Raw genomic sequence first — 23,023 nt, 5'->3', positions numbered from 1 at the left:
TTTCAGCCATGTTAAGGGATAGGCATGAGATGACCGTCCGAGAGAAAGAATAAATTATCATGGGAAAAAAGACCGCTGTTCTCTTCAAGTGCCATAACTGGGATGCAGTCATCCAGCGGTCTTACGAGCGCTGTAAAAAATATTCTAACAAATCAGATTTTTATATACTTTACGACAATTCAAGGGGAACAGTAGAAATCCCCGAGCATATACAGGAAGTAGAAAATATATTTCTGGCTCCTTATTCCGAAGTGGAAAGCCTTGGGCTCGCCTGGGGTACGGAAATAGGAAATTATGGTGGATATTGGTATAATGGAGATTACCACCAAAACCTGTTTATTTTGAATCATAACGAGTACGATTATATATGTTCAATCGAAAATGATGTTGCGGTTTTAAATGATCTCGACAGCATCTTCGATGATATGGCAGCGAGAAATATTGATGCTGTCTATAAGCATGTTGAAGCCGAAAACCATGCATGGGCTCATTCTGGTAGTTGTGAGGGATATTACGATCTCTCTCAACATGTCCATAAAGGGTTATTCTGTATCTCGTTCTTTTCGAGAAGAGCAGCCTTGCTTATTCTGAAGAGACGGTTGGAAATGTCATTTCTTAAGAGGGAAAAAGGCCTGCTGACGTGGCCAATTGGCGAAGCCGTCATGTCGCATGAAGTTATCAGTGCAGGTATGAGAACAGAAGAACTCGCGCATTACTGCGATAGTTTGAGGCAGTATGATTGGGCGCCTGTTTATCTTGAAAAAGAAATTGTTAACGGAGCAGAAAAAACGTTTATTCATCCAGTTACAGAGATGAATGAAAAATTTATCGTTTCAAACCTTGTTCAAGATTACCATTGCATGATTTCAGAAGAAGAGATCAGTAATGGCCTTTCGCGACATAGATCTCGTAAGATTAATGATCTTGAGGTCTACTCACGACTGTTCCATTGCCCTCGTATCTACAATAATCCCGTTCTGCGCGAGGATGCTGTTGATGATGCGCGTGAGCTTCTCACGGGGATTGATTTCGATCTGGCGTCCGAAGGAATGTCGCCAGATTTAACTCAGGCTCTTACCCAGGTTTATTCTGAGTTTCCCGAGAGAGTTTTCGCATCTCTGCCAAGTTACGAACGAAGCCACTCAATGTTCTTCGATCACGGGGTAGCATTGCCGATTTCGCTTGGGGGGAGTGGGGCATACACTCTTGTCCTTGCTGCGCGTGATCCTGATTTAACATCCCATTTTGATGTTAAGGGAAAGGACGTAGCATCCAGCTTCGAAGTCATGCCCGTCAGCTTTCTGCTGCAAAAAGGCGAACTCCGTTTTTACGCGGTAAATTTCCCTGCAGAATGCACCGAATTCGTGGTGGAGCAGAAAGGCCCGCATGGGTTCTGGTTGAACTTTATAAAAATTCTTCCAACAACCGATGCGCTGCGAGCCCTTTCCACGTCCTGATCCCGAAGACACAGAAAGCCTGTTTCTTGAGCAGGCTTTCTAGAGGCCGATATCGGTCCGGAAGATCTTGTCTTCCCATTGAATGGCTGAGGCACCCTCATAGGCAAGGCGGCGTGCCTCTTCCGGGGTGCTTGCTTTGGCACAAACGGTCAGGACGCGGCCGCCATCAGCGACAAGCACTCCATCGACCAGTTTTGTGCCGGCATGGAAAACTGACACGCCCGGAACAGCTTCAGCACGTTCGATACCTGTGATGCGCCCTCCCTTCTTTGGGGCATCCGGATAGCCATTGGCGGCCAGCACCAGAGAAATGGAAGCCTCATCCGAAAATTCGGCAGCGGCATGTTCAAGATTGCCATCAGCAAGCGCTGCAAGAATGGGAAGCAGGTCTGACTTCAGGCGGATTAACAACGCCTGTGCTTCAGGATCCCCGAACCGGACATTATATTCAATCAGTTTCGGGCCTTCGCTGGTCAGCATCAAGCCCGCAAAAATCACACCGCGGAAAGGTGTTCCCCGGCGAACCATTTCTGCCAGCATCGGGCGAACGCTGAGATCAAGGGCTTTTTCCTGAGCTGCTCGGTCAAAAGCTGGTGGCGGAGAAATAGCGCCCATGCCACCCGTATTGGGGCCTGTATCGCCGTCTCCGAGGCGTTTGTGGTCTCGTGCGGCACCGATCAGAACGGCTTTTTCGTCAGAGCAGAATGCGAAAAGGGAGACCTCTTCGCCCACAAGGCATTCTTCAATCACAAGCGGCATGCCCAGCTTGCGAATGGCATCCTCTGCCTCCTCCACGCTCAGCGCTACGACGACGCCTTTACCGGCGGCTAGTCCATCTGCTTTCACTACGATCGGTGCGCCGCGTCGGCGCACAAATTCAAGGGCAGGAGCTTCTTCTTCAAAGCGCTCCCATTTTGCAGTTGGAATGGCTGCAGCGTCTGCCACTTCTTTGGTGAAGGCCTTGCTCCCCTCCAGCAGAGCTGCAGCCTTGGTCGGGCCAGCACATGGAATGCCAGCGTCCGCGCAGGCGTCAGCCAGACCTGCGACCAGAGGAGCTTCAGGTCCGGGGACGATCAGATCAATTTTCTGCTCTTTTGCGAAGGCGACAAGACCGGCGACGTCATCAACCTTGAGGGGAACCAAGGTAGCCAAAGACGCCATGCCAGGATTGCCAGGCGCCGCATAAAGGGCCGTAAGACTGGGCGAGCGCGCCAGACATGTTGCCAGGGCGTGTTCGCGCCCTCCGGAACCGACCAGCAAAACGCGCATTCCGCTCTCCCTTTTTCATCTGCGGGTCCCTGAGATCAGGGCTTCGTCTGACGGCGTGCGTAGCATAGACTGGCGCCATGATGGAGAGTGATGCCGCGTCTGCACGCGGGAATGTGCCGCAATATTCAGTTTCCGAGATTTCCGGAGCCATCAAGCGCACGCTTGAGACCGGATTCGGGCGTGTTCGTGTGCGCGGTGAGGTGACGGAACTCAAGCGTTACCCGTCCGGACATATTTATCTGTCCCTGAAGGATGAGGGCGGAAAGATCTCCGGCGTCATCTGGCGTGGAACGGTGTCGCGTCTGGGTATGGCGCCTGAGAACGGCAATGAAGTCATTGCGACGGGGAAGGTCTCGTCCTACGGCGAGCGCTCCAGCTATCAGCTTATTATTGATCGGATGGAATTCGCAGGTGAGGGGGCTCTGCTCGCCAATATTGAGCGCCTGCGTCGCAAACTGCTTGATGAGGGACTGTTCGAAGCCGATCGCAAGAAACCCATTCCGTTTCTGCCATCGCTTGTCGGTGTCGTGACGTCACGGTCCGGGGCGGTTCTTCATGATATTCGTACGACCATCGAGCGTCGATTTCCCCGGGATGTGTTGTTGTGGCCTGTTGCCGTACAGGGAGAGGGGGCTGCGGCCCAGATCGCTGCGGCCATTGACGGTATGGCACAGAGGTCTCGTCGCCCGGATGTTCTGATTGTGGCCCGTGGTGGTGGCTCTCTTGAAGATCTTATGGCCTTCAATGATGAGCGTGTTTTACGTGCCGTTGCAGCCTGTCCCATCCCGGTTATTTCTGCTGTCGGACACGAGACAGACACCACACTGATCGATCTTGTCTCAGATCGGCGTGCACCAACGCCAACGGCCGCAGCAGAAATGGCTGTGCCCTTGCGCTCTGAACTGGTCGCAGATCTGGCACATCGGACGGCCCGTCTGGCAGGTGGTTTGAGCCGCATCATGCAGACATCCCGGGCAAGGCTGGAGCAGGCTACATCGCGACTGCCAGATCTGCCGTCTCTTCTTGAGACTGCACGCATGCGTTTGGATGACCGGAGCCAGCGCCTTGATCTTGCTCTTCCAGCCTTTGTCATGCGCGCAAGAAGCCGTCTGGATGCTCCGGTACGGCAACTGCCGTCGCCGGAACTGATTGTCAGCCGGGCGACGGCTGCTCTGACTGCGCCCTCAAGGCAGCTTCCGTCACCACGTTTAATGATCGAACGGCGACAGAGCGCTCTTCGTGCGTCAGAGACCGCTCTTGTCTCGGCATGGCAACGCGCGTCCCAACGGTTCCACCTGCGGGTAGAACGACAGAGACTGTCTCCTGAGACTCTTAATAGCGCCATCAGGCTTCAGAAAGCGCGTCTTGATGGGTTGGGAAGTCATCTGGAAGCGGTCTCCCCGCGGGCGATCCTCAGCCGGGGATATGTGCTCGTTCAGGATAGCAAGGGGCGTCCTGTGACCCATTCTGACGCGGAACCTTTGAACGGACGTGTGGTTCTGTCTTTCGCTGACGGCCAACGTGGGGCAAAACTCGATACCCTTCTTACGTCCCAGGCCGATCTGGGTCTTTAATGGTGAAGTGTCCGGGCGTGGCCCGGTTTGTGATCCGGAGTTCACATGCGTTCGTTCTGGTTGAGCCTTGTTGTCCTGCCTCTTCTGGCAGCTTGTGCGGAGCAGCCTTCCGCCCCATCTTCCAGCGCGGCCGTGCAGGCTCCCGCCCAGAAGATTCCCCCGCAGGATTTTGCTCCGGGATTAGCCGAAGAAGCTCCGGCGGATGGTCATAAGGTGCTTCTGAATGACCCGTCTGCGGCGTCAAATACGCCGCTTTGCGGGACAGCGCAGCGTGAAGCCAATCTGGCAGGATCAGCGCTTTATGCGCAGGGTTTGGCCACCGCAACGTCGTCCTGCCCGCAGAATGCGTGTTTTGAACCTTTGACGGGAACGTTCATTGCGGCAAACGGTAACAAGAGCGTCTGCCGGTAAAAGTTTTCCGGGCAGATTGAGCTGGCGCATTTCCCTATCATCTTCAGTGCTTTAAAGTGGATCTCACGAAAGAGTGAGGTTGGATATGACTGATGAGCTGAAATGTCCCAAATGTGGGTCGGAGCATGTTTATCCGGATGGGACCCTGTGGGTCTGTCCGGACTGCGGCAATGAATGGAACCCGGAAGAGGGCGGTCAGGCCGATGCTGGCGACGCATCTGCGGAAATCAAAGATGCCAATGGCAATGTTCTTGTAGATGGTGACAGCGTTACGGTTGTGAAGGACCTGAAGGTCAAAGGATCTTCGCTGGTTGTGAAAAGCGGCACCAAGGTCAAGAATATTCGTCTTGTTGATGCGACGGACGGACATAATATTGCCTGTAAGATCGCGGGAATTGGCGCAATGAACCTGAAGTCTGAATTCGTAAAAAAATCCTGACGGGTTACGCCATTTAGCTACATCGTGTGTGCTTTCATCAGCCTTCGTGGGGTCTCCTTACGGAGGCTGATGCCGTTCTGGGGGCACGCCTTTCGACGATACAGGGGATATAGGCATGTATGTCATTCTTGGCGGGACGGGCCATGTCGGCCGCGCTGTTGCACAAACTGTTCTGGCGGCAGGACATGATGTCTCGGTAGTAACCCGTCAGGTGGTTGCGGCCTCTGAACAACGCCATGCCGGCGTAGATTATGCGGCAGTGGATGTGAACGACACCGATACTCTGAGGGCACTTTTTCAGAGGGCGAAACGCGTATTCGTTCTCAATCCTCCTGCGGCAGTGTCTGGCAATACGGATGTGGAAGAACGCAAGACCGTATGCTCCATTTTGAAAGCATTGCGGGGCGTCGCTCTGGAAAAGGTCGTCGTGCAATCCACCTACGGCGCACAGCCTGGTGAGCACTGTGGTGATCTTGGCGTTTTGTATGAGCTGGAACAGGGTGCGCAGGCCCTGAACGTTCCGGTGTGTATTGTCCGCGCGGCCTATTACATGAGCAACTGGGCAGGGGCGATAAGCGCTGCAAAAGCAACAGGAGTGCTACAGACATTTCTGCCGTCAACACAGGCGTTTCCCATGGTTGCGCCAGAAGATGTTGGAAGCCTGGCAGGTCAGTTACTGATATCTGACGTCGAAGAGACGGGTATCCACAATATTGAGGGGCCGGAAAGCTACACGCCTTCAGATGTTGCTGCTGTCCTTTCCAGACTGGTAGGACGCGTCGTCCAGGTGCAGGTCATTCCCCAGGAGAGGTGGTATGAGGCCTATCGCGGAAACGGTTTCTCGAAAGAGGCCGCGCAGTCTTATGCGAACATGACCGGGCTCTTTGTTCATCAACATTATGACCGCCCCGCAGACCCCGTGCGGGGCTCCACAAGCCTTGAAGGTTGCCTGAAGCGTTACGCATAAACCGGGCATAAAAAAAGCCGACCGGGAAATATCCGGTCGGCTTTTTGTTGAGGTGAGAAGCGGGTGTTACCGCTTCCACCAGCCCATGCGACGCGTCACCGGTGGCAACTCGTCAATGTTGATGGGCTGTAGCGTGTTTCCATCATCCGCTGCGGCGTCGTCGGCTTTGACAGCCTTGGTTGCGCGACGGGCGCGAGTACGCTTCGGCTTGGCGGTTGCCTCTTCCTCGGCGACAGGAGCTGAGGCCTCCGGAGCCATTGCTTCCACAACAACGTCGTCTGCCTTGGCTTCTGTAGCCCTGGTCGTGCGACGGGTGCGTGGGCGCTTTGGCTTTGCTGGAGCTTCCTCTTCCGTCGGAGCGGCCAGAGCAGCCACGACAACTTCTTCTGCCACTACCGGTGCCGCTGCTTCAGCCTTCACAGCCTTGGTGCTGCGACGGCCTCTGGTGCGCTTTGGCTTTTCCTGTTCTGCAGCAATCGGCTCGGCAGCGATCTCGGCAACGTCAACTACCGGAGCGCTCTCGACAGAAAGGCGGGCAGGGGTTGCTGTAGATGTCTGAAGCGGGCGGGAAGCCTGCTCCATTTCAGCCTGTTCGATCACATCGAAAATATCGAAGCTTCCACCGAACGGATCAGCCGGCGTCGGGCCTGCATATCCACGCGAAACAGGCTGGCGTTCTTCCCGGCGGCGCTGGGAAGGCTGCTGAACCGGAGCGTGGCGTGCTGGCTTAGGTGCTTCTTCCTGGACAGACACCTTTTCCTGCACCGGAGCTTCTGCTGCGACTTCGTCTTCCTTCTGAACACGCTTGAAGCGCGTCCGGCGACGACCCGGGATAAGACCGACTTCTTCGGTTTCATTGTCAGACCGGTGGACGGAAGGCTGTTCGCCGTTTAGTTCGGCAGCATTGCCCTGAACGGTCTCGTTCTCGCCATTCTGATCACGACGACCACGACGACGGCGGCGGCGGCGGCGACGGTTGCCGTTGTTGCCCTCTTCCTCGTCACCTGTGTTGACTTCGACGTCTTCACTCCGGGCAGGCAGCTCAGCTCGTGCTTCAACTGCGGCTGCCTGAGGAACGACAGGTGCCTCGTCCTCAATGATTTCGATCGTGCGGACGTTGTGAGGTGCAGCAATCTGAGCCGGTACTGGCTCTGGTGCCGGTGCAGCCGTCTGCGGACGGATGCGCTCGATACGCATGTCTGCTGCGGGAAGATCTTCTTCCGTGCGGAAAATCACGCGCATGCGGTGACGCTGCTCAATGTCAGACAGCCAGTCGCGCTTGTTGTTCAGAATGTAGAGGGCAATGTCCGATCCGATGTGAACATCGATTTCGGCGGCACGCTGGCGGGTACCCTCTTCATCAATGGCACGCAGCACATGAAGAGCGGAGCTTTCCGTACCGCGAATGAAGCCAGTGCCCTGACAGTGCGGGCAAGGCGTCAGCAGTGATTCAGCGATGGACGGACGCAGGCGCTGGCGGGACATTTCGAGCAGGCCGAAATGAGAGATATGTCCGACCTGAATGCGCGCGCGATCTGTACGCAGGGATTCCTTAAGGCGCTTCTCAACCTGAGCGTTATGGCGACGGCTTTCCATGTCGATAAAGTCAATGACGACAAGGCCGGCCAGATCACGCAGGCGCAGCTGGCGTGCAACTTCTTCAGCAGCTTCAAGGTTCGTGCGGAGTGCCGTTTCCTCAATGTTGCGCTGGGACGTCGATTTGCCGGAGTTCACGTCGATGGCGACAAGCGCTTCTGTCTGGTTGATGACCAGATAGCCACCAGACTTCAGGCGTGCGGTCGGGGAGAACATCGCATCCAGATGCCCTTCGACGTTGTAACGCGCGAAGAGGCTCTGCCCACGGTTCTGCCAGAGCTTCACCTTGCCAGCGTTGTGCGGCATCAGCAGACGCATGAACTCACGCGCACTTCTCCACGCAGACTCACCGTCGACCATGATGTCTTCGATGTCTTTGGAGAACAGGTCGCGAATGGCGCGCTTGATGAGGCTCGCTTCCTCGTAAACCAGTGTTGGGGCAACGGAAGACAGGGCGTGTGAGCGAATGTCATCCCATAGCTGAAGCAGGTATTCACAGTCGCGGATGATTTCCGGTCCTGGACGTCCTGCACCTGCTGTCCGGACGATCATGGCCATCGTCTTGGGCAGGTTCAGCTCTGCAATGATGTCGCGCAGACGGCGTCGATCCGTGTCAGACGTAATCTTGCGGGAGACACCACCGCCACGAAGGGCGTTCGGCATCAGGACGCAATAACGGCCAGCGAGAGAGACGTAGGTGGTAAGGGCCGCGCCCTTGTTGCCGCGCTCTTCCTTCACGACCTGAACGAGCAGAACCTGACGGCGGCGAATGACTTCTTGAATCTTGTAGTTGCGCAGGAAACGGGCTGTACGACGCGAAGCCGCGCTTTCCTCACCCGTGTCATGCTCGCCACCGACAGTCTCCGGTGCGCGACGATCCTGGTTGTCATTCTCGTCTGTTTCTTCAGAAGCGGGTTCTTCCTCACTTTCCGGCAGTTCGGCGCGCTGTTCAGACGCAACCTCTTCTTCCTGGATGGCCAGAAGCTTCTCGCGATCTGCGACAGGGATCTGGAAGTAATCCGGGTGAATTTCGCTGAAGGCGAGGAAGCCGTGACGGTTTCCGCCGTATTCTACGAAAGCGGCCTGAAGGCTCGGCTCAACACGGATGACTTTGGCAAGGTAGATGTTGCCCTTGAGCTGTTTCTTGGACGATGTCTCGACGTCGTAATCTTCAACGCGGTCACCGTCCATGACCACAACACGCGTTTCTTCCGCGTGTGTGGTGTCGATAAGCATACGCTTGGTCATGGAAAACTGAACTCCACGATGCTCCAGTGTGGCGCTTTGGGCCAGAGGGAACACCTGATTGTACGGGGTGGAGGGGGCGGATCAGCCGGAATGCCAGACCGCGGGACGCATCTGGTCCCGTTTCGGTTAGGCTCCTGGCTGTGATCACGTCGCGTGACATTCGACCCCTGACAGACGTCCGGCCCGTGGTCTGGTACCGGATGAAAACGCACTCCGGTCAGGTTGTGAGCCTGTGCCGGACTGAACTAATCCTGCCGGAGCAGCCCGATCAGGACATGGCGCAGAAAATGTCCGGCACATGTCAAACGATGGGGCGTCGCGGCTCGGACGATCGAGGCGGGAGCGTTGTGGGAAAAGGATAAAAGCCCACAAACGATCGGACCGCTCTCTTCAGGTCCTTGGCGCACAGGATGACTTAAAGAAGGGCCGCTGGCAAGCAGGGCTTTTTCAGGCTCTCCAAAAGGTGCTTTGCCTTGTTTCAGACATTGTCCTGTGTCTGTTATGACTGAAGGTCCAGATGATCGAAAAGACGCAGGGTAAACGGATGCTGACGCGACGCATGGTAATGGAAGGTCTTGCCTGCCTCTCCACGGTGGCTCCCTTGGGTGCCATCGCCCGGACTAAGCATCCGTCTTCCCATTCCCCATCCGCCAAACCGCTTCAGGCACCGGCTGTTCACCGAAATGCGCCGCCGCCCAAACCGCTGGTCATGCTGGATCCCGGACATGGCGGGAAAGATCCTGGCGCAATCGGTATTTCCGGTACGTATGAGAAACATATTGCCGAAGCTGCGGCGACAGAACTGCGGCGCCAGCTTCTGGCATCCGGCCAGTACCGCGTGGCTATGACCCGTTCAGAGGACCATTTCATTCCCCTGGAAGGGCGCGTGGAAATGGCCCAGCAGCACCAAGCGCATCTCTTTATCTCTATGCACGCCGATGCGCTGCATGACCGTGATGTTCGCGGTGCGAGTGTCTATACGCTTTCCAGCGGAGCGTCAGATGCTCAGACAGCGGCTCTGGCTCAGCGGGAGAATAGTGCAGATCGGTTTGGCGGCCCTGCATTCCATGGCATGTCTCCCGAGGTCCAGCAGATCCTTTCCAGTCTGGTTTCTGAAGAAACGCGGCGTGGGTCTGCACACATGGCATCCAGCGTTGTAGGAGCATTTCGTAGTCGCATAGGACTGCTGACGCATCCGTCACGTCATGCGGCTTTTGTGGTGTTGAAGTCTGCAGAAATACCGTCAGTTCTGGTGGAGATGGGTTTCATGTCCAACCGGCTGGATGAGGCTGCGTTACGGCAGGCTGTGCATCGCACGCAGGTTGCCAGCGCCATGAAAACTGCGGTCGATCGGTACTTTTCAACCCGCCCCGGTGTGATGACAGGTTGACCCTGAAAGAACGCAGGGCAGAGTTTTTAGTCATGTGGGTTGCGCATGACGAAAGAATCGGACATTTTCCGTGCCCATGACATTTCTTTCGATCCTCTCGCTTCGACTTATCGGCCCCTGAACGCCACATCAAGGCGGGCAGCGTTCCGTTGCGTTCAGGGGATGACAGACCAGAAAATTTCCTGACCAGCGAGATGATCAAGACATGACTTTCCAACACCCGTCCTTCGGTACAATTTCCGACGACCGCGTTATCATTTTCGATACGACGCTCCGTGACGGTGAACAGTCCCCCGGTTTCTCCATGAACCTCGAAGAGAAGCTCCGCATGGCTCATGCGTTGAGCGCTCTGGGCGTGGACGTTATTGAGGCAGGCTTTCCGGTCGCATCCAGGGACGACTTCGAAAGCGTGCGCAGCATTGCGGATGAAGTCCGTGGTTCCGTGATCTGCGGTCTGGCCCGTAGCGGTGGTAAGCGCGACATTGAATCCTGTGGTGAAGCCCTGAAGGGGGCTGAACGCTCCCGAATTCATAACTTCATTTCCACATCTCCGCTGCACATGAAGTATAAGCTGCGGATGGAGCCGGAAACGGTTCTGGACATCATTGCGTCTGGCAATCAGAAGGCACGTCAGTACACGGATGACGTGGAATGGTCTGCTGAAGACGGTTCCCGTACGGACCCTGACTTCCTGTGCCGTTGTGTCGAAGTCGCCATCAAAAATGGTGCGAACACCATCAACATTCCTGACACCGTAGGCTTTGCAACGCCGGAAGAAATGCGACGCATTTTTGATATGCTGCGTGAACGTGTGCCGGGTGCGGATCAGGTGATTTTCTCCACCCATAACCACAATGATCTGGGCTTGGGTGTCGCGAATACGCTGGCCGCTGTCGAAGGCGGTGCCCGTCAGATCGAATGCACGATCAATGGCATCGGTGAGCGTGCTGGTAATGCTGCGTTGGAAGAAATCGTCATGGCGCTGCGGACGCGTCATGACCAGTACGGCAAGGTGACGGGCATCGAGACGCCGAAGCTGCTGGGCATGTCCCGGATGCTGGCGACGATCACGGGCTTCGACGTGCAGCCGAACAAGGCCATCGTTGGCCGGAACGCCTTCGCGCATGAAAGTGGCATCCATCAGGATGGTGTTCTGAAGAACGCTGCCACGTATGAAATCATGACGCCGGAAAGCGTGGGTTGGAACAAGAGCTCGCTGGTGATGGGCAAGCATTCCGGCCGTGCGGCATTCCGCGACAAGCTGGCTCAGCTTGGCTACCCGCCGCTGGAAGACGAGGCTCTGAACGCTGCTTTTGCCCGGTTCAAAGATCTGGCTGACAGCAAGAAGGTCGTGTTCGATGATGATATCTGCGCACTGGTCGATGATGAAAGCCGCGACCACGAACGCGTTCATCTGATTTCTCTGGAAGTTGCGTCCGGTACCAAGCAGAAGTCTCAGGTCAAGCTGGAAATCAGCGTTGATGGCGCCATCCAGTATGCGGCTGTCAGTGGAAATGGCCCGGTTGACGCGGCATTCCGTGCCATCGGTGAGGCATTCCCTCATTCAGCCGAACTGGCGCTGTTCTCTGTGGCAAACGTCACGGAAGGAACGGACGCTCAGGCCCGCACGACGGTCCGTTTGCAGGAAAATGGTAAGCTCGTAGACGGTCAGGGTGCTGACGCCGATACGGTTGTGTCTGCTGTTCGTGCTTATATCCATGCCCTGAATAAGCTGCTCACCAAGCGCGAGCGGACTGAGCCTGAAGCACTCTAAGTTTCAAACGAACCATGAGAGATCATCAATAAACTAATTAATATAGTTTATTGATGATCTAGACAAAAATAACACGATTGATATTGTCTCCTTCTGAATTTGGAAGGGGCAGCTATGCCGCATTCGTGGCTTTATACGGCGTCGGGTCTTTTTGTAGGCTTTCTGGTGGGCATGACCGGAGTGGGGGGAGGGTCCCTCATGACGCCGCTGCTGATCCTGCTGTTTGGGGCAAAGCCTCAGTCAGCCGTCGGAACAGACCTGCTTTACGCAGCCGTTACGAAAATTGTTGGCACCGGCCTCAACCGCCATATGGGCGTTGTGAACTGGAAGATTGTTGGCTGGCAGATGGCGGGGAGTCTTCCGGCAGGTCTCTTGTGCCTGATTTTCCTGCATCATGCGGGTATGTCGGACGCTGCGTCCCGTCTGATTCAAGTTGTTCTCGGTGTAGCTCTGCTTCTGACGGCACCGGCAATTTTGCTGAAGCCGAGGCTCAGAACATGGGCTGAAGGGCGTAAGCCTCTGAGCAATACGGCCGAAACCGTCTTAACCGTTTTGCTTGGTATTTTGTTGGGAACGCTGGTGACGCTGTCGTCAGTGGGCGCTGGGGCTGTCGGCATGGCTGCTCTGACGATGCTGTATCCGCGTCTGACAACACGAACACTCGTTGCAACAGATATCGCCCACGCAGTGCCATTGACCCTGATTGCAGGGGGAGGTCACTGGCTGGAAGGGGCAGTTGATACTGCCGTGCTTCTCGCGTTGCTGATGGGATCCATCCCGGGAATTATTTTGGGAACGTTATGTGCGGGCAAATTGCACGAAGACACCCAGCGGTGGGTTCTGGGCATTCTGCTCGCTGTTATTGGTTTCCGGATGATCTAACACCCGGAAACCGTGAAACTCAGTAGCCGTAATTGCTCTGCTGAGGGTAGCCGCCGTTGTTATAGCCCTGCTGCTGAGGGTACGGGTTCTGGCAGTTCGTGTTGGGTGGGCACTGATACTGCTGTTGCTGCTGCGGATAGGTCAGGTACTGACCGTTCTGCTGCTGATACCCCTGAGGGTAACCGCCCTGCTGGGGGTAACCATTCTGGTACCCACCCTGCTGGTAGCTGGGGCGATTAGGGGCGGTAACAGCACCGGTCGTCGCGCCGAGGGCGCCACCGGCAAGTGCACCAATCGCTGCACCGCGACCACCGCCAGCAAGTGCGCCGATGGCTGCGCCTGCACCACCACCCAAGAGACCACCGCCGAGCGCGCGGGATCCTGGATCATAATTTCCCTGGCACCCGCCGAGGGAAAGAACGGTCGCAAAAGCTCCAATCAGGGCCACGCCCCGAACAGCAGAGCGGTCGATAACGGACCTCATGTCACAAATCCTTAGAGTTCATGGTCGCCAAGCCCGGTGTCAGGCTCAGTAACCGTTCCGTGAACGCTGGCTTGGCGTGGTCGCCGCACCAACAGCAGCGCCTGTACCACCACCTGCAAGTGCGCCGATAGCCGCGCCGCGTCCACCGCCAGCAAGTGCACCAATAGCTGCACCGGCGCCTGCGCCTACAAGTGCGCCAGAGCCTGCGCGGGCGCCACTGTCGTACGGGCTGCCGCAACCAGCAAGGGCAGCGCCACAAAGAGTCAGGACGGCGATCAGGCGAGGAGTCTTGGTGATGGTCATGTTTTTATGTCCTGTTCTGTTTGGTTTCTCCGAACTCCAGTCATCTTTCAGAAAGGAATGTCGGATAAGACCATGTAGTGGTAACGTGGAGAACGTGACTGAAGGGTGGCAGGATTGAGGCGCGGAAAGATTTTTTTCCATGTCCTGATGTCGCGTGATGAAAAGTTGTTCGTCATGAATGACATTATCCGAACTGTTACCCTTGCTGAACGGCCTTTGCATCGTTAAGTCCACCCGCGGGGAGCCCGCCCCACTTTACGATATATAATCTGTCTGCCGCACAGAGCCGCGCCAGGAGTTTTGGATGTTTTCTCGTCTGCTGGGTCTCATGTCTGCTGACATGGCGATCGACCTCGGCACTGCCAACACGCTCGTTTACGTTAAAGGCCGCGGCATCGTGCTCGATGAGCCGTCTGTGGTTGCCATCGCTGAAGTGCGCGGCAAAAAGCAGGTTCTGGCTGTTGGTAACGAAGCAAAGCAGATGGTCGGGCGTACGCCTGGCAACATCACCGCCATCCGTCCGCTGCGGGACGGCGTCATTGCGGACTTCGAAGTCGCGGAAGAAATGATCAAGCACTTCATTCGTAAAGTGCATAACCGGCGGGCTTTCGCGAGTCCGCAGATCATCATCTGCGTTCCTTCCGGTGCGACGGCTGTTGAACGTCGCGCCATTCAGGAAAGTGCCGAGAGCGCGGGTGCCCGCAAGGTCATGCTGATCGAAGAGCCGATGGCAGCTGCAATCGGTGCAGGCCTCCCGGTCACTGAACCGTCTGGCAGCATGATCGTGGATATCGGTGGCGGGACAACGGAAGTGGCCGTGATCTCGCTCGGTGGCATCGTCTATGCTCGTTCTGCCCGTGTTGGTGGAGACAAGATGGACGAGGCCATCATCTCCTACATCCGGAAGACCTATAATCTTCTCGTGGGTGAAAGCTCTGCCGAGCGTATCAAGATCGAGCTTGGCGCTGCCATGATGCCGGATGATCCGTCGAATCCGGATGGTCCCATCACGGAAATCAAAGGCAGGGACCTGATCAACGGCGTGCCGCGCGAAGTGATGGTCAGCCAGGCCCAGATTGCCGAAAGTCTGGCAGAGCCGGTCATGCAGATCGTGGACGCCGTGACCACAGCACTGGAAAATACGCCACCTGAACTGGCTGCCGATATCGTGGACAAGGGGATTGTCCTTTCCGGCGGTGGTGCGCTCCTGTACCGCCTCGATGAGGTTCTGCGTCTCTACACGGGGCTTCCTGTGACCGTGGCTGAGAATGCGCTGTCGTGCGTGGCGCTGGGAACGGGGCGTGCGCTCGAAGAAATGCGCCGTCTGCGCAGTGTTCTGAGCAGCATGTACTGAATCAGGACACAGTTCAGTGTTCTCCATCCACACTCGGCAGGTGTTCGCACGAGCAACTCTGCCGATCCTGATCCTTTTCGCAGTGGCACTGGTCCTGCTTGGGCTGGTCCGGCGGCCGGTGGTGGATGGGGCACGTCTGCAGGCTACCGATATTCTGGCGCCTGCTTATCAGGCTCTTGTTCTACCCCAGGCCAAACTGCGGGACTGGCTGGTGGATCTACGGGGTGCGACGGATCTTGCACGGGAGAATTCCCGTCTACGAGATGAGAACCGCGCTCTGCGCCACTGGTATGATGTTGCTGTGGCTCTGGCAGCCGAAAATGGCCGCCTGAAGAATAGCCTTCACTGGATTCCGGAAAGTATCCCCCAGTATGTGACCGGCCGCGTTACGCGTGATGATGGTGGGCCTTACTCACGTGCTGTTCTGTTGGATGTTGGCAGCGGGCATCAGGTTCATATGGGCGATGTGGCGTTGGATTCGTCTGGATTGTTAGGACGTGTCACAGAGGTTGGACCCCACACGGTTCGTGTGCTTCTCATCAATGATGATGCCAGCCGAATTCCTGTCACGCTGGCGGCATCTCATGGAGATGCCATTATGGCCGGGGATGACACAGACACGCCGCGACTGATTTATTACCCGCAGGACCACCATCCCATTGAAGGGGAACGTGTGGAGACGCGCGGGCAGAGCGCAATGCCTGCAGGCCTTCCGATTGGAACGGTTCATTACCTCGCTCCCAACCGGCCGGTTGTAATGCCGGACGCTGACCTGCGCCGTCTGGATATCGTGCGCGTCTTTGACTACGGTGACGACGGCGGCCAAGCCCCTGATGCGCCAGGGCGCGTCAAGATCCGGCGCCCTCCTTCAGAACCTGCGTTGCCGGGTGGATTGTCGTTCCCCAAATTACCGGGAATGTCTGAACCTCTGGGGAAGGGAGGGCAATAATCGGATGGTTGCCGAAAACTCCACCCCCCATTTGCATTCTGCTGTTGAGCCGAAACAGACGCTCCGCCGACGGCTGGACATGTTTGTTCGTGCGGCCATGCCGTCGCTGTTTATCATTCTGGTTGCGGTTCTGCTGTCTGCACCGTTTGGAATCCCCGGGCAGGCAGAGCTTCAGTTTGGCATCGCCATGTGTACAGTCTGGTTCTGGGCCTTTAGTCGCCCACGTTCCATGCCGGCCTTGGCCGTCTTTGTGTGCGGACTCGTTCTGGAACTGTTCAGTTTTGGTCCGCCGGGTGCCATCCTTCTGTCACTGCTCGTGATTTACGGAGTGGCCCATCACTGGCGCTATGGGTTGTCCCGCTTGGGATTCGTAGCCTGCTGGCTGATTTTCAGCTTTCTGGCGGCGCTGGCATCCTTTTTTCAGTGGGCTCTCGTCTGTCTGCATGCATTTGCGCTATTATCGCCCGCACCAGGCCTCTTTCAGGCTGCGCTAACAATCGGTATCTATCCCAGTCTTACCGCGCTGTTTGTCTGGGGCCGCCGCACGTTTGCTAATCCCGATCAGGCCTGACGGCGCATTTTCGCGCTCTCCGCGCAAATCGCCGCTTTCTTTTCCGGACTTGAACGCCTGACCTGATGTTTTCCAGAAAACGCCCTTTTCGGACTCTGCTGCGCTCACGAAGCCAGGATGCGCCTGTTCGCTCAGGGCGTGGCGTCTTCACGCGCCGTGCTCTCGTGGTGATGGCGGTCCAAGCGGGTGTTCTGGGGGCCTTGGGGCGACGGCTTTATAATATTCAGACAGTTGAGGGCGACCATCTCCGCCAGCTTGCAGAGCGTAACCGCACAAGCAAGCGTCTGCTGGCTCCCGCGCGTGGAACCGTCCATGACCGCTTTGGTGTGGCTCTTGCTGATAACAAGGTTAGCTGGCGCGCGCTCCTGATGCCGGAAGAAACGACAGATATCGCCTCTGTCATCGAACGGTTTGCACAGATTGTGCCGCTTGATGAGCATGATCGGGCACGCATTGAGCGCGATCTGAAGCACGTTCATAAATATGTTCCGGTTACGCTCCATGAATTCCTGTCATGGGATGACATGGCGCGGATTGAGCTGAATGCGCCTTCATTGCCGGGTGTTCTCGTCGATGTCGGGTCCACCCGGCTTTATCCGTTTCAGGACCTGACGGCGCATATTGTCGGTTATGTCGCTCCGCCGAATGAAGACGATGTGGCCAAGGACACGACGTTGTCTCTGCCAGGAATGCGCGTGGGGCGCGCTGGCATAGAGCAGACGCAGGAATCGGTTCTTCGTGGAGATCCGGGGTCTGTTGAAATGGAAGTCAACGCGCTGGGGCGTGTGATTGGCGAGATTGACCGTGTGGAAGGCCAGCAGGGAGAGGATGTTCGCCTGACTCTGGATGTTGGCCTCCAGTCAAAGGTCTTAGAGCGGCTGGGCGATCGCGTCGCCAGCTCCGTGGTCATGGACTGCCGGAATGGTGAAGTGCTGGCGATGGTCAGTACCCCGTCTTTCGATCCCTCCCTGTTTGATTCCGGTGTCAGCCATGCGCAGTGGAATGAGTGGGCGAATGACCCGCGGACGCCACTCGTAGACAAGGCTGTTTCCGGGCTGTATCCGCCTGGGTCCACCTTCAAGCCCGCAGTAGCGATGGGAGCCCTGAAAGCTGGTGCTGTGACACCGCAGGACCGCTTCAATTGCCCCGGCTATTTCGACATGGGTGGCGTGCGGTTTCACTGCTGGAACAAGTGGGGACACGGCATGATCAACATGCGTGAAGCCCTCAAATTTTCCTGTGACGTTTATTTTTACGAAGTAGCCCGCCGCTGTGGCATGGACCCGATCAAGGCCGTCGGGAACGCCATGGGGCTGGGTGTGAAACTCGATATTGAACTGCCGCATGTCCGCGCAGGTGTCATCCCAACGCCGGAATGGCGGCAGCAGCACGGCTTTCACTGGAATGGGGGTGATACGGTGAATGCGGGTATTGGTCAGGGTTTTGTGCAGGTCACGCCCTTGGCGCTTGCAACCTACGTATCGCGGATTGCTTCAGGTCGAAATGTTCAACCGCATCTGATCCGCGCAACGAATGACCAGATTTCCGGACTGGCTTCTTTGGACGCCGCTCCGGCAGTGGATATCCCGCAGGAACATTTGAATGTTGTTCGCGCCGGTATGTTTGCAGTCGTGAATGAGCAGCGTGGTACGGCCCCGAAAGCCCGTTTGGATCTGCCCGATGTCCAGATGGCGGGGAAAACCGGGTCAGCTCAGGTGCGGCGCGTGTCCCGGGCTTTGCGTGAGTCAGGACATTTTAATTCCATGAGCTTGCCATGGGAATATCGTCCTCATGCGCTGTTCATTTGTTTCGCCCCATATGATGATCCCCGATATGCAGTCTCGGTTGTGGTGGAACACGGCAATGCAGGCGCGGATGAAGCTGCGCCACTGGCCAAGCAGATCATGACAGACACTTTGCTTCGTGATCCATCCAATCAATCCAGGCCTCCCGGGCAGACTGTGGCGCAGGCAGAACCGGAGCAAGGGTGAGGGGCGGTGTCATGAATACATTTGGCTTTCTGAAATCTGATAAGCGGCTCCTGCGTGCTGAGCCTGATTTCCGCCCTATGGCCCGGCTGCTTCAGGTCAACTGGCTGTATGTGCTGCTGGTCTGTTTGCTGGCGGGTGTTGGGTATGTGGCGCTGTATTCGGCCGGTGGCGGATCAGCCAAACCTTTCGCTGGGCCGCAAATGGTTCGGTTCGGTTTTGGATTGGTCATGATGATTGCAGTGGCGCTGGTCAGCCCACGCATTCTGCGCATCATGGCCGTTCCCGTCTATTTGCTGTCCATTCTGCTGCTTGGGCTCGTGCTGCGAATGGGGCATGTGGGTAAGGGAGCCGAACGCTGGATCAATTTGGCAGGAATGCAGTTCCAGCCTTCAGAGTTTGCCAAAATCGGCCTGATCCTGATGCTTGCTACGTGGTTTCACCGGATTGGTAACGAGCGGATGGGGAACCCGCTGCGTCTGATAATGCCTGCCATCTTGACGCTTCTGCCCGTCGTTCTGGTGCTCAAGGAGCCCAATCTTGGGACTGCGACGATTATTGGCGTTATTGGTGCAACGCTGTTTTTCGCTGCAGGCATGCGACTATGGCAAATCGTTCTTCTCGTGGCGCCAATTCCGTTCCTTGGGAAATTCATTTACGGCCATTTGCATGACTATCAGAAGGCCCGGATCGATACCTTCCTGCATCCGGAGCATGATCCTCTGGGGGCCGGCTACAACATCATCCAGTCCAAGATTGCGCTTGGCTCAGGCGGAATGTGGGGGGAAGGATATCTGCATGGCAGCCAGGGGCAGCTGAACTTCCTTCCGGAAAAACAGACAGACTTCATTTTCACCATGATCGGCGAAGAATGGGGTTTTGCAGGGGGCATTGCAGTCATTGGATTGCTGACCACTCTCACATTAGGAGGAATGCTCATTGCCATGCGGAGCCGTAATCAATTCGGGCGACTGCTCGGGCTCGGCATCGCAATGGATTTTTTCCTGTATTGTGCCGTCAATCTGTCGATGGTGATGGGTGCTATTCCGGTCGGTGGCGTGCCGCTCCCGCTGATTTCCTATGGCGGTTCGGCCATGCTGACGATGATGTTCGGCTTTGGGCTTCTGATGTCCGCCTGGGTCCATCGCAATGAGCGGGACCCAGGTTTTGAAGACGAAGACGACTGATCCCTTACAATTCTAGGAGAACCTTGGAAGAGCTTTTACGGTCCAGCGAGGCGTCGAAAGCGTCTTTGTACTGAGCGAGCGGAAAGCTGTGGGTGATGAGACCGTCCGCAATCCATGGATTGTCAGCGAGGATTTTCAGCGCCTCTGCGAACTCTTCATCGAAGCGGAATGTCCCTCGGTAGTCGATTTCGCGCGCGATAATCTGCCCTAAGGGAGCAGGCACGTCGCCCGGTGGGAAAATCCCGACCTGTACGAGAATGCCGCCTTTCTGTGTACGGGCGATTGCAGTCGGGAGGGCAGGTATGACTCCCGTGGCCTCAAAGACGATTTCGTATTCCCGATCGTGACTGTCGCGGCCAGTGTTCACTGTGGCTGTTGCCCCCAGTTTGACGGCGATATCCAGTGCAAAGTCTTGCAAATCGGTTGCTACGATCTCCGCGGCCCCCGCCACTTTAAGCCCGGCAATAATCAGGGCGCCAATCGGGCCTGCTCCCTGAACCAGGATGCGTTTGTCCTTAACATCGCCAGCGCGAGAGATGGCATGGAGCGCGACCGAGAAAGGCTCGGCAAGGCTGGCACGTTTCACGTCCAGCCCTGACGGCAGGGGATAAAGCTGGGATGTTTCGACGACCATCTCGCGCCGGAAACCGCCATTCGTATGAGGAAGAAACGCGGCACTGCCAAAAAAGCGCATGTTTCGGCACAGGTGCTTCGCCCCTCGTTCGCATTCGGGGCAGTGTCCACATGGGCGAGCCGGGTGGATAGCAACAGCGTCCCCGATCCTGAAACGTGTCTCGTCCGGGCTGACAGCTTCCACAATTCCGGAAACCTCGTGGCCAAGAATCATCGGCTCTCGCAGAACGGATGCTCCGGCCCCGCCATGCAGGAAATAATGCATGTCTGACCCGCAGATCCCACCCCAGGCTGGACGTATTAGCACCTGACCCGCCTTAAGCGGTGGGACGGCTACTGTCTCTAAACGCAGATCACCCTTTTCATGAATAACCAGAGCTTCGGTCGTCTGAGGGGCGGAAAGGCCGGGCATGGCTGTGCCTCTTTCATCTGAGCAACGTGAATGACGGTACTCAGATATGGCCGATCTTGTGCGCTAAAGGCAGTCACGTTTGGGCGACGCGGGTTGCGTAATTATTTCCTCATACATCCAGAAGGCATGTGTCGACTGTTTGAAGAGTTTCCGCACCTTTTAAGGGTTCAATGCCACACGCCAGAAGGAAGTCAGCAATGCCATTCAGTGTCTCTGGGCAACGTGTCGGATCATTAGGATTACCTTCCGGCACCCAAATGATGGTCTCATACCGCGCGCGGGTCAGCAGCACGCGATAGGTATTGAGGGACCAGAGGGCTTTTTCCGAGGATTTAACGGTCTGCCATGCGGTCCCGCTAAAGCGCCGGGGCTGCCAACGTTGTGGATACCCAGTACGGATGAGATCTCCATCCCAGCAAAGGCCGACAAAATCCAGTTCCAGTCCCTGAATGGCAAATTGAGTAGCGACAGTTTCAAGTGCATCAGAGGCCCGGACGTCCTTGTCAGGAACCCAACGGTTCAAAAACCATTGAGCGACCGCATTGGAGTCCATGTGGGCTAATTCTGCACCGAGGCCCTCCGCACGCAATCGTTTGGCTTGAGAACTGGCAATCAGACCGCAGCGATAGGTCAGGCGGGCTCGTTCTCGCAGGGCTTTGCGTAGCTCCGGAAGACTTCGCGTCAGGCGGAATGGAAGACTGGCGTTCTCAGCAATATTGCGCGCGAGAGAGACATTTCCCTCCAGTACGGCATTGACCCATTTGGGTGTTGCAGTGTCCCGAAGGGAGCGAACCGGCACTGTGAGGTGCAGAGAGGGCTCTTTCTGAACTGGCAAGGACGGAGGCAGGGTGGTGAGGCTAGAAGTGGAGCTGACGACATCCGGTGATGCGTGGATCTGCCATTCAGGCCGGCTCGCCAAAGCGTCTCCCCAGCAGGCCATTCCGCCTTCACCGTCATGAATTTCCTGCCCTTGTCCGATAAGGCAGATGATGGCGGCAAATCCGTCATGCCGGTGCATGATGTCGAGGAGATGCGCGGGTTCAGACTGCATCAGGCGAACAGGTCGCTGTGCGCTTTTGCGAATGGCCTGATTGGCATTCCAGGAACGCTGGGCTTCGTCGATGACCATGATCCGTTCTGGCGGGCACTCTGCGGTGCGCCCAACATAGTAATCCCGAAATTTGGTCAGGGACTGAATGGTGGATTCCATGCGCTGTTCTACAGCTGCGCGTTTCTGACCTTGTGCCACGGCGTCACGGGTCAGGGCTTCACGCAGAACGTGGACGAGCGTTGGGTTTCCGGTGAGGAATGTCGCGGAGTTGTCGGGCTCCGCAGTGCCGAACGCAGCTTTCAGGCCGCAAAGCGTTTTCCCGGCGCCAGGAATGCCCGAGACAAAAATGATTGTTTTCCGGTGTTGTCTCCGGGCGGCTTCAAGGAGTTCCGTAATACGCTCAGACGTCAGGGTCAGATTGGTCGCGTCTGCTCTCGCTGTGTGAATATCTGCGACGCTGTGCGTGGAATAAATGAGGCGAGCCGCTTCGACGATGCTCGGGACGGGATTGTAGGGTGCCTGTTCCCACTCATCTGGTCGCATGCGCGTTACTGAATGCAGTGTCCGGCGCGCAAGATCCGACAAAAGCTCCGCCAGGTTTGGTGCATTGCACTTCAGAACTGGCGTGACGCCAGATCCTAAAAGGAGCGGCGATGTTTGCGCAGGCTGTGCGGCTTCTGTTGCAATCAGAATGGGGATAATCGGGTGACGTCGGCTGCCCGCGTGAAAGTCTTGAAGGTCCAGCGCGTAACCTTCGGTCTGGGCGAGAGCCGCAGCGTCGAATTGAGACGCACCAACCTTGAATTCAAGAACGAACGTCGCGTCCGGGGAAATGAGGACAGTGTCGATCCGGCCGCCTAGGCGGGGAATGGGGAATTCGAACAGGATTTGCCAGCCTGCCGTTTGCGGCAGAGCGGTTAGCGTGGTGCGGAGAAGATCAAGTTGGGTGGCCCAGGCACGGAGTTGTTGAGGCTCGCTGGAGAAGCGCCTGCACCCGGCTTCATGGGCAAGGCGCTCTCCAATACGATCCGGGTCCGTATTGAGGAACGTGGCGACTGGGCCGGACCACCACACTCCCATCAGG

General features: G+C 56.6%; 20 protein-coding genes. 14 read left to right on the top strand and 6 right to left on the bottom strand.

Annotated features, from left to right (window positions below):
• Nucleotides 1–59 precede the first annotated feature (59 nt).
• Complete coding sequence (locus GCE01_RS01620; RefSeq protein ID WP_099210502.1) at nucleotides 60–1,457, top strand: hypothetical protein; 1,398 nt, start codon at nucleotides 60–62, stop codon at nucleotides 1,455–1,457.
• Nucleotides 1,458–1,496: 39 nt separating this feature from the next.
• On the opposite strand, the gene purD is transcribed toward GCE01_RS01620, so the two are convergent.
• Nucleotides 1,497–2,726, bottom strand: a complete 1,230-nt coding sequence (gene purD / locus GCE01_RS01615) for a phosphoribosylamine--glycine ligase (RefSeq protein WP_099210500.1) — start codon at nucleotides 2,724–2,726, stop codon at nucleotides 1,497–1,499.
• A 77-nt stretch (nucleotides 2,727–2,803) separates the two neighbouring features.
• Here purD and xseA point away from each other — a divergent pair, with 77 nt between their 5' ends.
• The 4 genes from xseA to GCE01_RS01595 all read left to right on the top strand — a co-directional run bounded on the left by xseA (nucleotide 2,804) and on the right by GCE01_RS01595 (nucleotide 6,117).
• Nucleotides 2,804–4,300 carry an exodeoxyribonuclease VII large subunit gene (xseA, locus tag GCE01_RS01610; RefSeq protein ID WP_099210498.1) on the top strand — a complete coding sequence of 499 codons (1,497 nt, stop codon included), beginning with the start codon at nucleotides 2,804–2,806 and terminating at the stop codon, nucleotides 4,298–4,300.
• A gap of 45 nt (nucleotides 4,301–4,345) precedes the next feature.
• On the top strand, nucleotides 4,346–4,711 hold the full coding sequence (locus GCE01_RS01605; protein WP_099210496.1) for a hypothetical protein: 366 nt from the start codon (nucleotides 4,346–4,348) through the stop codon (nucleotides 4,709–4,711).
• Nucleotides 4,712–4,796: 85 nt separating this feature from the next.
• On the top strand, nucleotides 4,797–5,150 hold the full coding sequence (locus GCE01_RS01600; RefSeq protein ID WP_046899740.1) for a zinc ribbon domain-containing protein YjdM: 354 nt from the start codon (nucleotides 4,797–4,799) through the stop codon (nucleotides 5,148–5,150).
• A gap of 115 nt (nucleotides 5,151–5,265) precedes the next feature.
• On the top strand, nucleotides 5,266–6,117 hold the full coding sequence (locus GCE01_RS01595) for an NmrA family NAD(P)-binding protein (protein ID WP_099210494.1): 852 nt from the start codon (nucleotides 5,266–5,268) through the stop codon (nucleotides 6,115–6,117).
• Nucleotides 6,118–6,183: 66 nt separating this feature from the next.
• Here the strand turns inward: GCE01_RS01595 and GCE01_RS01590 are convergent, their stop codons facing one another.
• Nucleotides 6,184–8,961 (bottom strand): Rne/Rng family ribonuclease, encoded by a 2,778-nt coding sequence (locus GCE01_RS01590; RefSeq protein ID WP_174694766.1) that lies wholly within the window; start codon nucleotides 8,959–8,961, stop codon nucleotides 6,184–6,186.
• 140 nt (nucleotides 8,962–9,101) lie between these two features.
• On the opposite strand from GCE01_RS01590, the gene GCE01_RS01585 reads away from it, so the two are divergent.
• The 4 genes from GCE01_RS01585 (at nucleotide 9,102) to GCE01_RS01570 (ending at nucleotide 13,007) form a co-directional block, all read left to right on the top strand.
• A complete protein-coding gene (locus GCE01_RS01585) occupies nucleotides 9,102–9,323 on the top strand; it encodes a hypothetical protein (protein WP_099210490.1) in 222 nt (73 codons plus the stop codon).
• 182 nt (nucleotides 9,324–9,505) lie between these two features.
• On the top strand, nucleotides 9,506–10,351 hold the full coding sequence (locus tag GCE01_RS01580) for an N-acetylmuramoyl-L-alanine amidase family protein (RefSeq protein ID WP_244591074.1): 846 nt from the start codon (nucleotides 9,506–9,508) through the stop codon (nucleotides 10,349–10,351).
• A gap of 205 nt (nucleotides 10,352–10,556) precedes the next feature.
• On the top strand, nucleotides 10,557–12,125 hold the full coding sequence (locus GCE01_RS01575; RefSeq protein WP_099210486.1) for a 2-isopropylmalate synthase: 1,569 nt from the start codon (nucleotides 10,557–10,559) through the stop codon (nucleotides 12,123–12,125).
• A gap of 114 nt (nucleotides 12,126–12,239) precedes the next feature.
• On the top strand, nucleotides 12,240–13,007 hold the full coding sequence (locus GCE01_RS01570) for a sulfite exporter TauE/SafE family protein (RefSeq protein ID WP_099210484.1): 768 nt from the start codon (nucleotides 12,240–12,242) through the stop codon (nucleotides 13,005–13,007).
• Nucleotides 13,008–13,026: 19 nt separating this feature from the next.
• Here the strand turns inward: GCE01_RS01570 and GCE01_RS01565 are convergent, their stop codons facing one another.
• Both GCE01_RS01565 and GCE01_RS01560 read right to left on the bottom strand, forming a co-directional pair.
• Nucleotides 13,027–13,491, bottom strand: a complete 465-nt coding sequence (locus GCE01_RS01565; protein WP_099210482.1) for a hypothetical protein — start codon at nucleotides 13,489–13,491, stop codon at nucleotides 13,027–13,029.
• Nucleotides 13,492–13,536: 45 nt separating this feature from the next.
• Nucleotides 13,537–13,794 carry a hypothetical protein gene (locus GCE01_RS01560; RefSeq protein ID WP_099210480.1) on the bottom strand — a complete coding sequence of 86 codons (258 nt, stop codon included), beginning with the start codon at nucleotides 13,792–13,794 and terminating at the stop codon, nucleotides 13,537–13,539.
• A 304-nt stretch (nucleotides 13,795–14,098) separates the two neighbouring features.
• On the opposite strand from GCE01_RS01560, the gene GCE01_RS01555 reads away from it, so the two are divergent.
• The 5 genes from GCE01_RS01555 (at nucleotide 14,099) to rodA (ending at nucleotide 19,843) form a co-directional block, all read left to right on the top strand.
• Nucleotides 14,099–15,148, top strand: coding sequence for a rod shape-determining protein (locus GCE01_RS01555; RefSeq protein ID WP_007283695.1), 1,050 nt, complete (start codon nucleotides 14,099–14,101; stop codon nucleotides 15,146–15,148).
• A gap of 16 nt (nucleotides 15,149–15,164) precedes the next feature.
• Complete coding sequence (gene mreC, locus GCE01_RS01550) at nucleotides 15,165–16,097, top strand: rod shape-determining protein MreC (RefSeq protein WP_046899734.1); 933 nt, start codon at nucleotides 15,165–15,167, stop codon at nucleotides 16,095–16,097.
• 4 nt (nucleotides 16,098–16,101) lie between these two features.
• Nucleotides 16,102–16,668, top strand: a complete 567-nt coding sequence (locus GCE01_RS01545; RefSeq protein ID WP_046899733.1) for a hypothetical protein — start codon at nucleotides 16,102–16,104, stop codon at nucleotides 16,666–16,668.
• A gap of 65 nt (nucleotides 16,669–16,733) precedes the next feature.
• A complete protein-coding gene (mrdA, locus tag GCE01_RS01540) occupies nucleotides 16,734–18,659 on the top strand; it encodes a penicillin-binding protein 2 (RefSeq protein WP_099210478.1) in 1,926 nt (641 codons plus the stop codon).
• A gap of 11 nt (nucleotides 18,660–18,670) precedes the next feature.
• Entirely contained in the window at nucleotides 18,671–19,843 is a 1,173-nt protein-coding gene (gene rodA, locus GCE01_RS01535) for a rod shape-determining protein RodA (RefSeq protein ID WP_064273947.1), read from the top strand.
• A 4-nt stretch (nucleotides 19,844–19,847) separates the two neighbouring features.
• On the opposite strand, the gene GCE01_RS01530 is transcribed toward rodA, so the two are convergent.
• Nucleotides 19,848–20,888, bottom strand: a complete 1,041-nt coding sequence (locus GCE01_RS01530; RefSeq protein WP_099210476.1) for an L-idonate 5-dehydrogenase — start codon at nucleotides 20,886–20,888, stop codon at nucleotides 19,848–19,850.
• A gap of 109 nt (nucleotides 20,889–20,997) precedes the next feature.
• On the bottom strand, nucleotides 20,998–23,019 hold the full coding sequence (locus GCE01_RS01525; protein WP_099210474.1) for a DUF2075 domain-containing protein: 2,022 nt from the start codon (nucleotides 23,017–23,019) through the stop codon (nucleotides 20,998–21,000).
• Between the last annotated feature and the right edge of the window lie 4 nt (nucleotides 23,020–23,023).

This window comes from Gluconobacter cerinus (assembly GCF_002723935.1).
GTDB lineage: Bacteria > Pseudomonadota > Alphaproteobacteria > Acetobacterales > Acetobacteraceae > Gluconobacter > Gluconobacter cerinus.
This window is presented reverse-complemented; position numbering and strand designations above follow the sequence as displayed.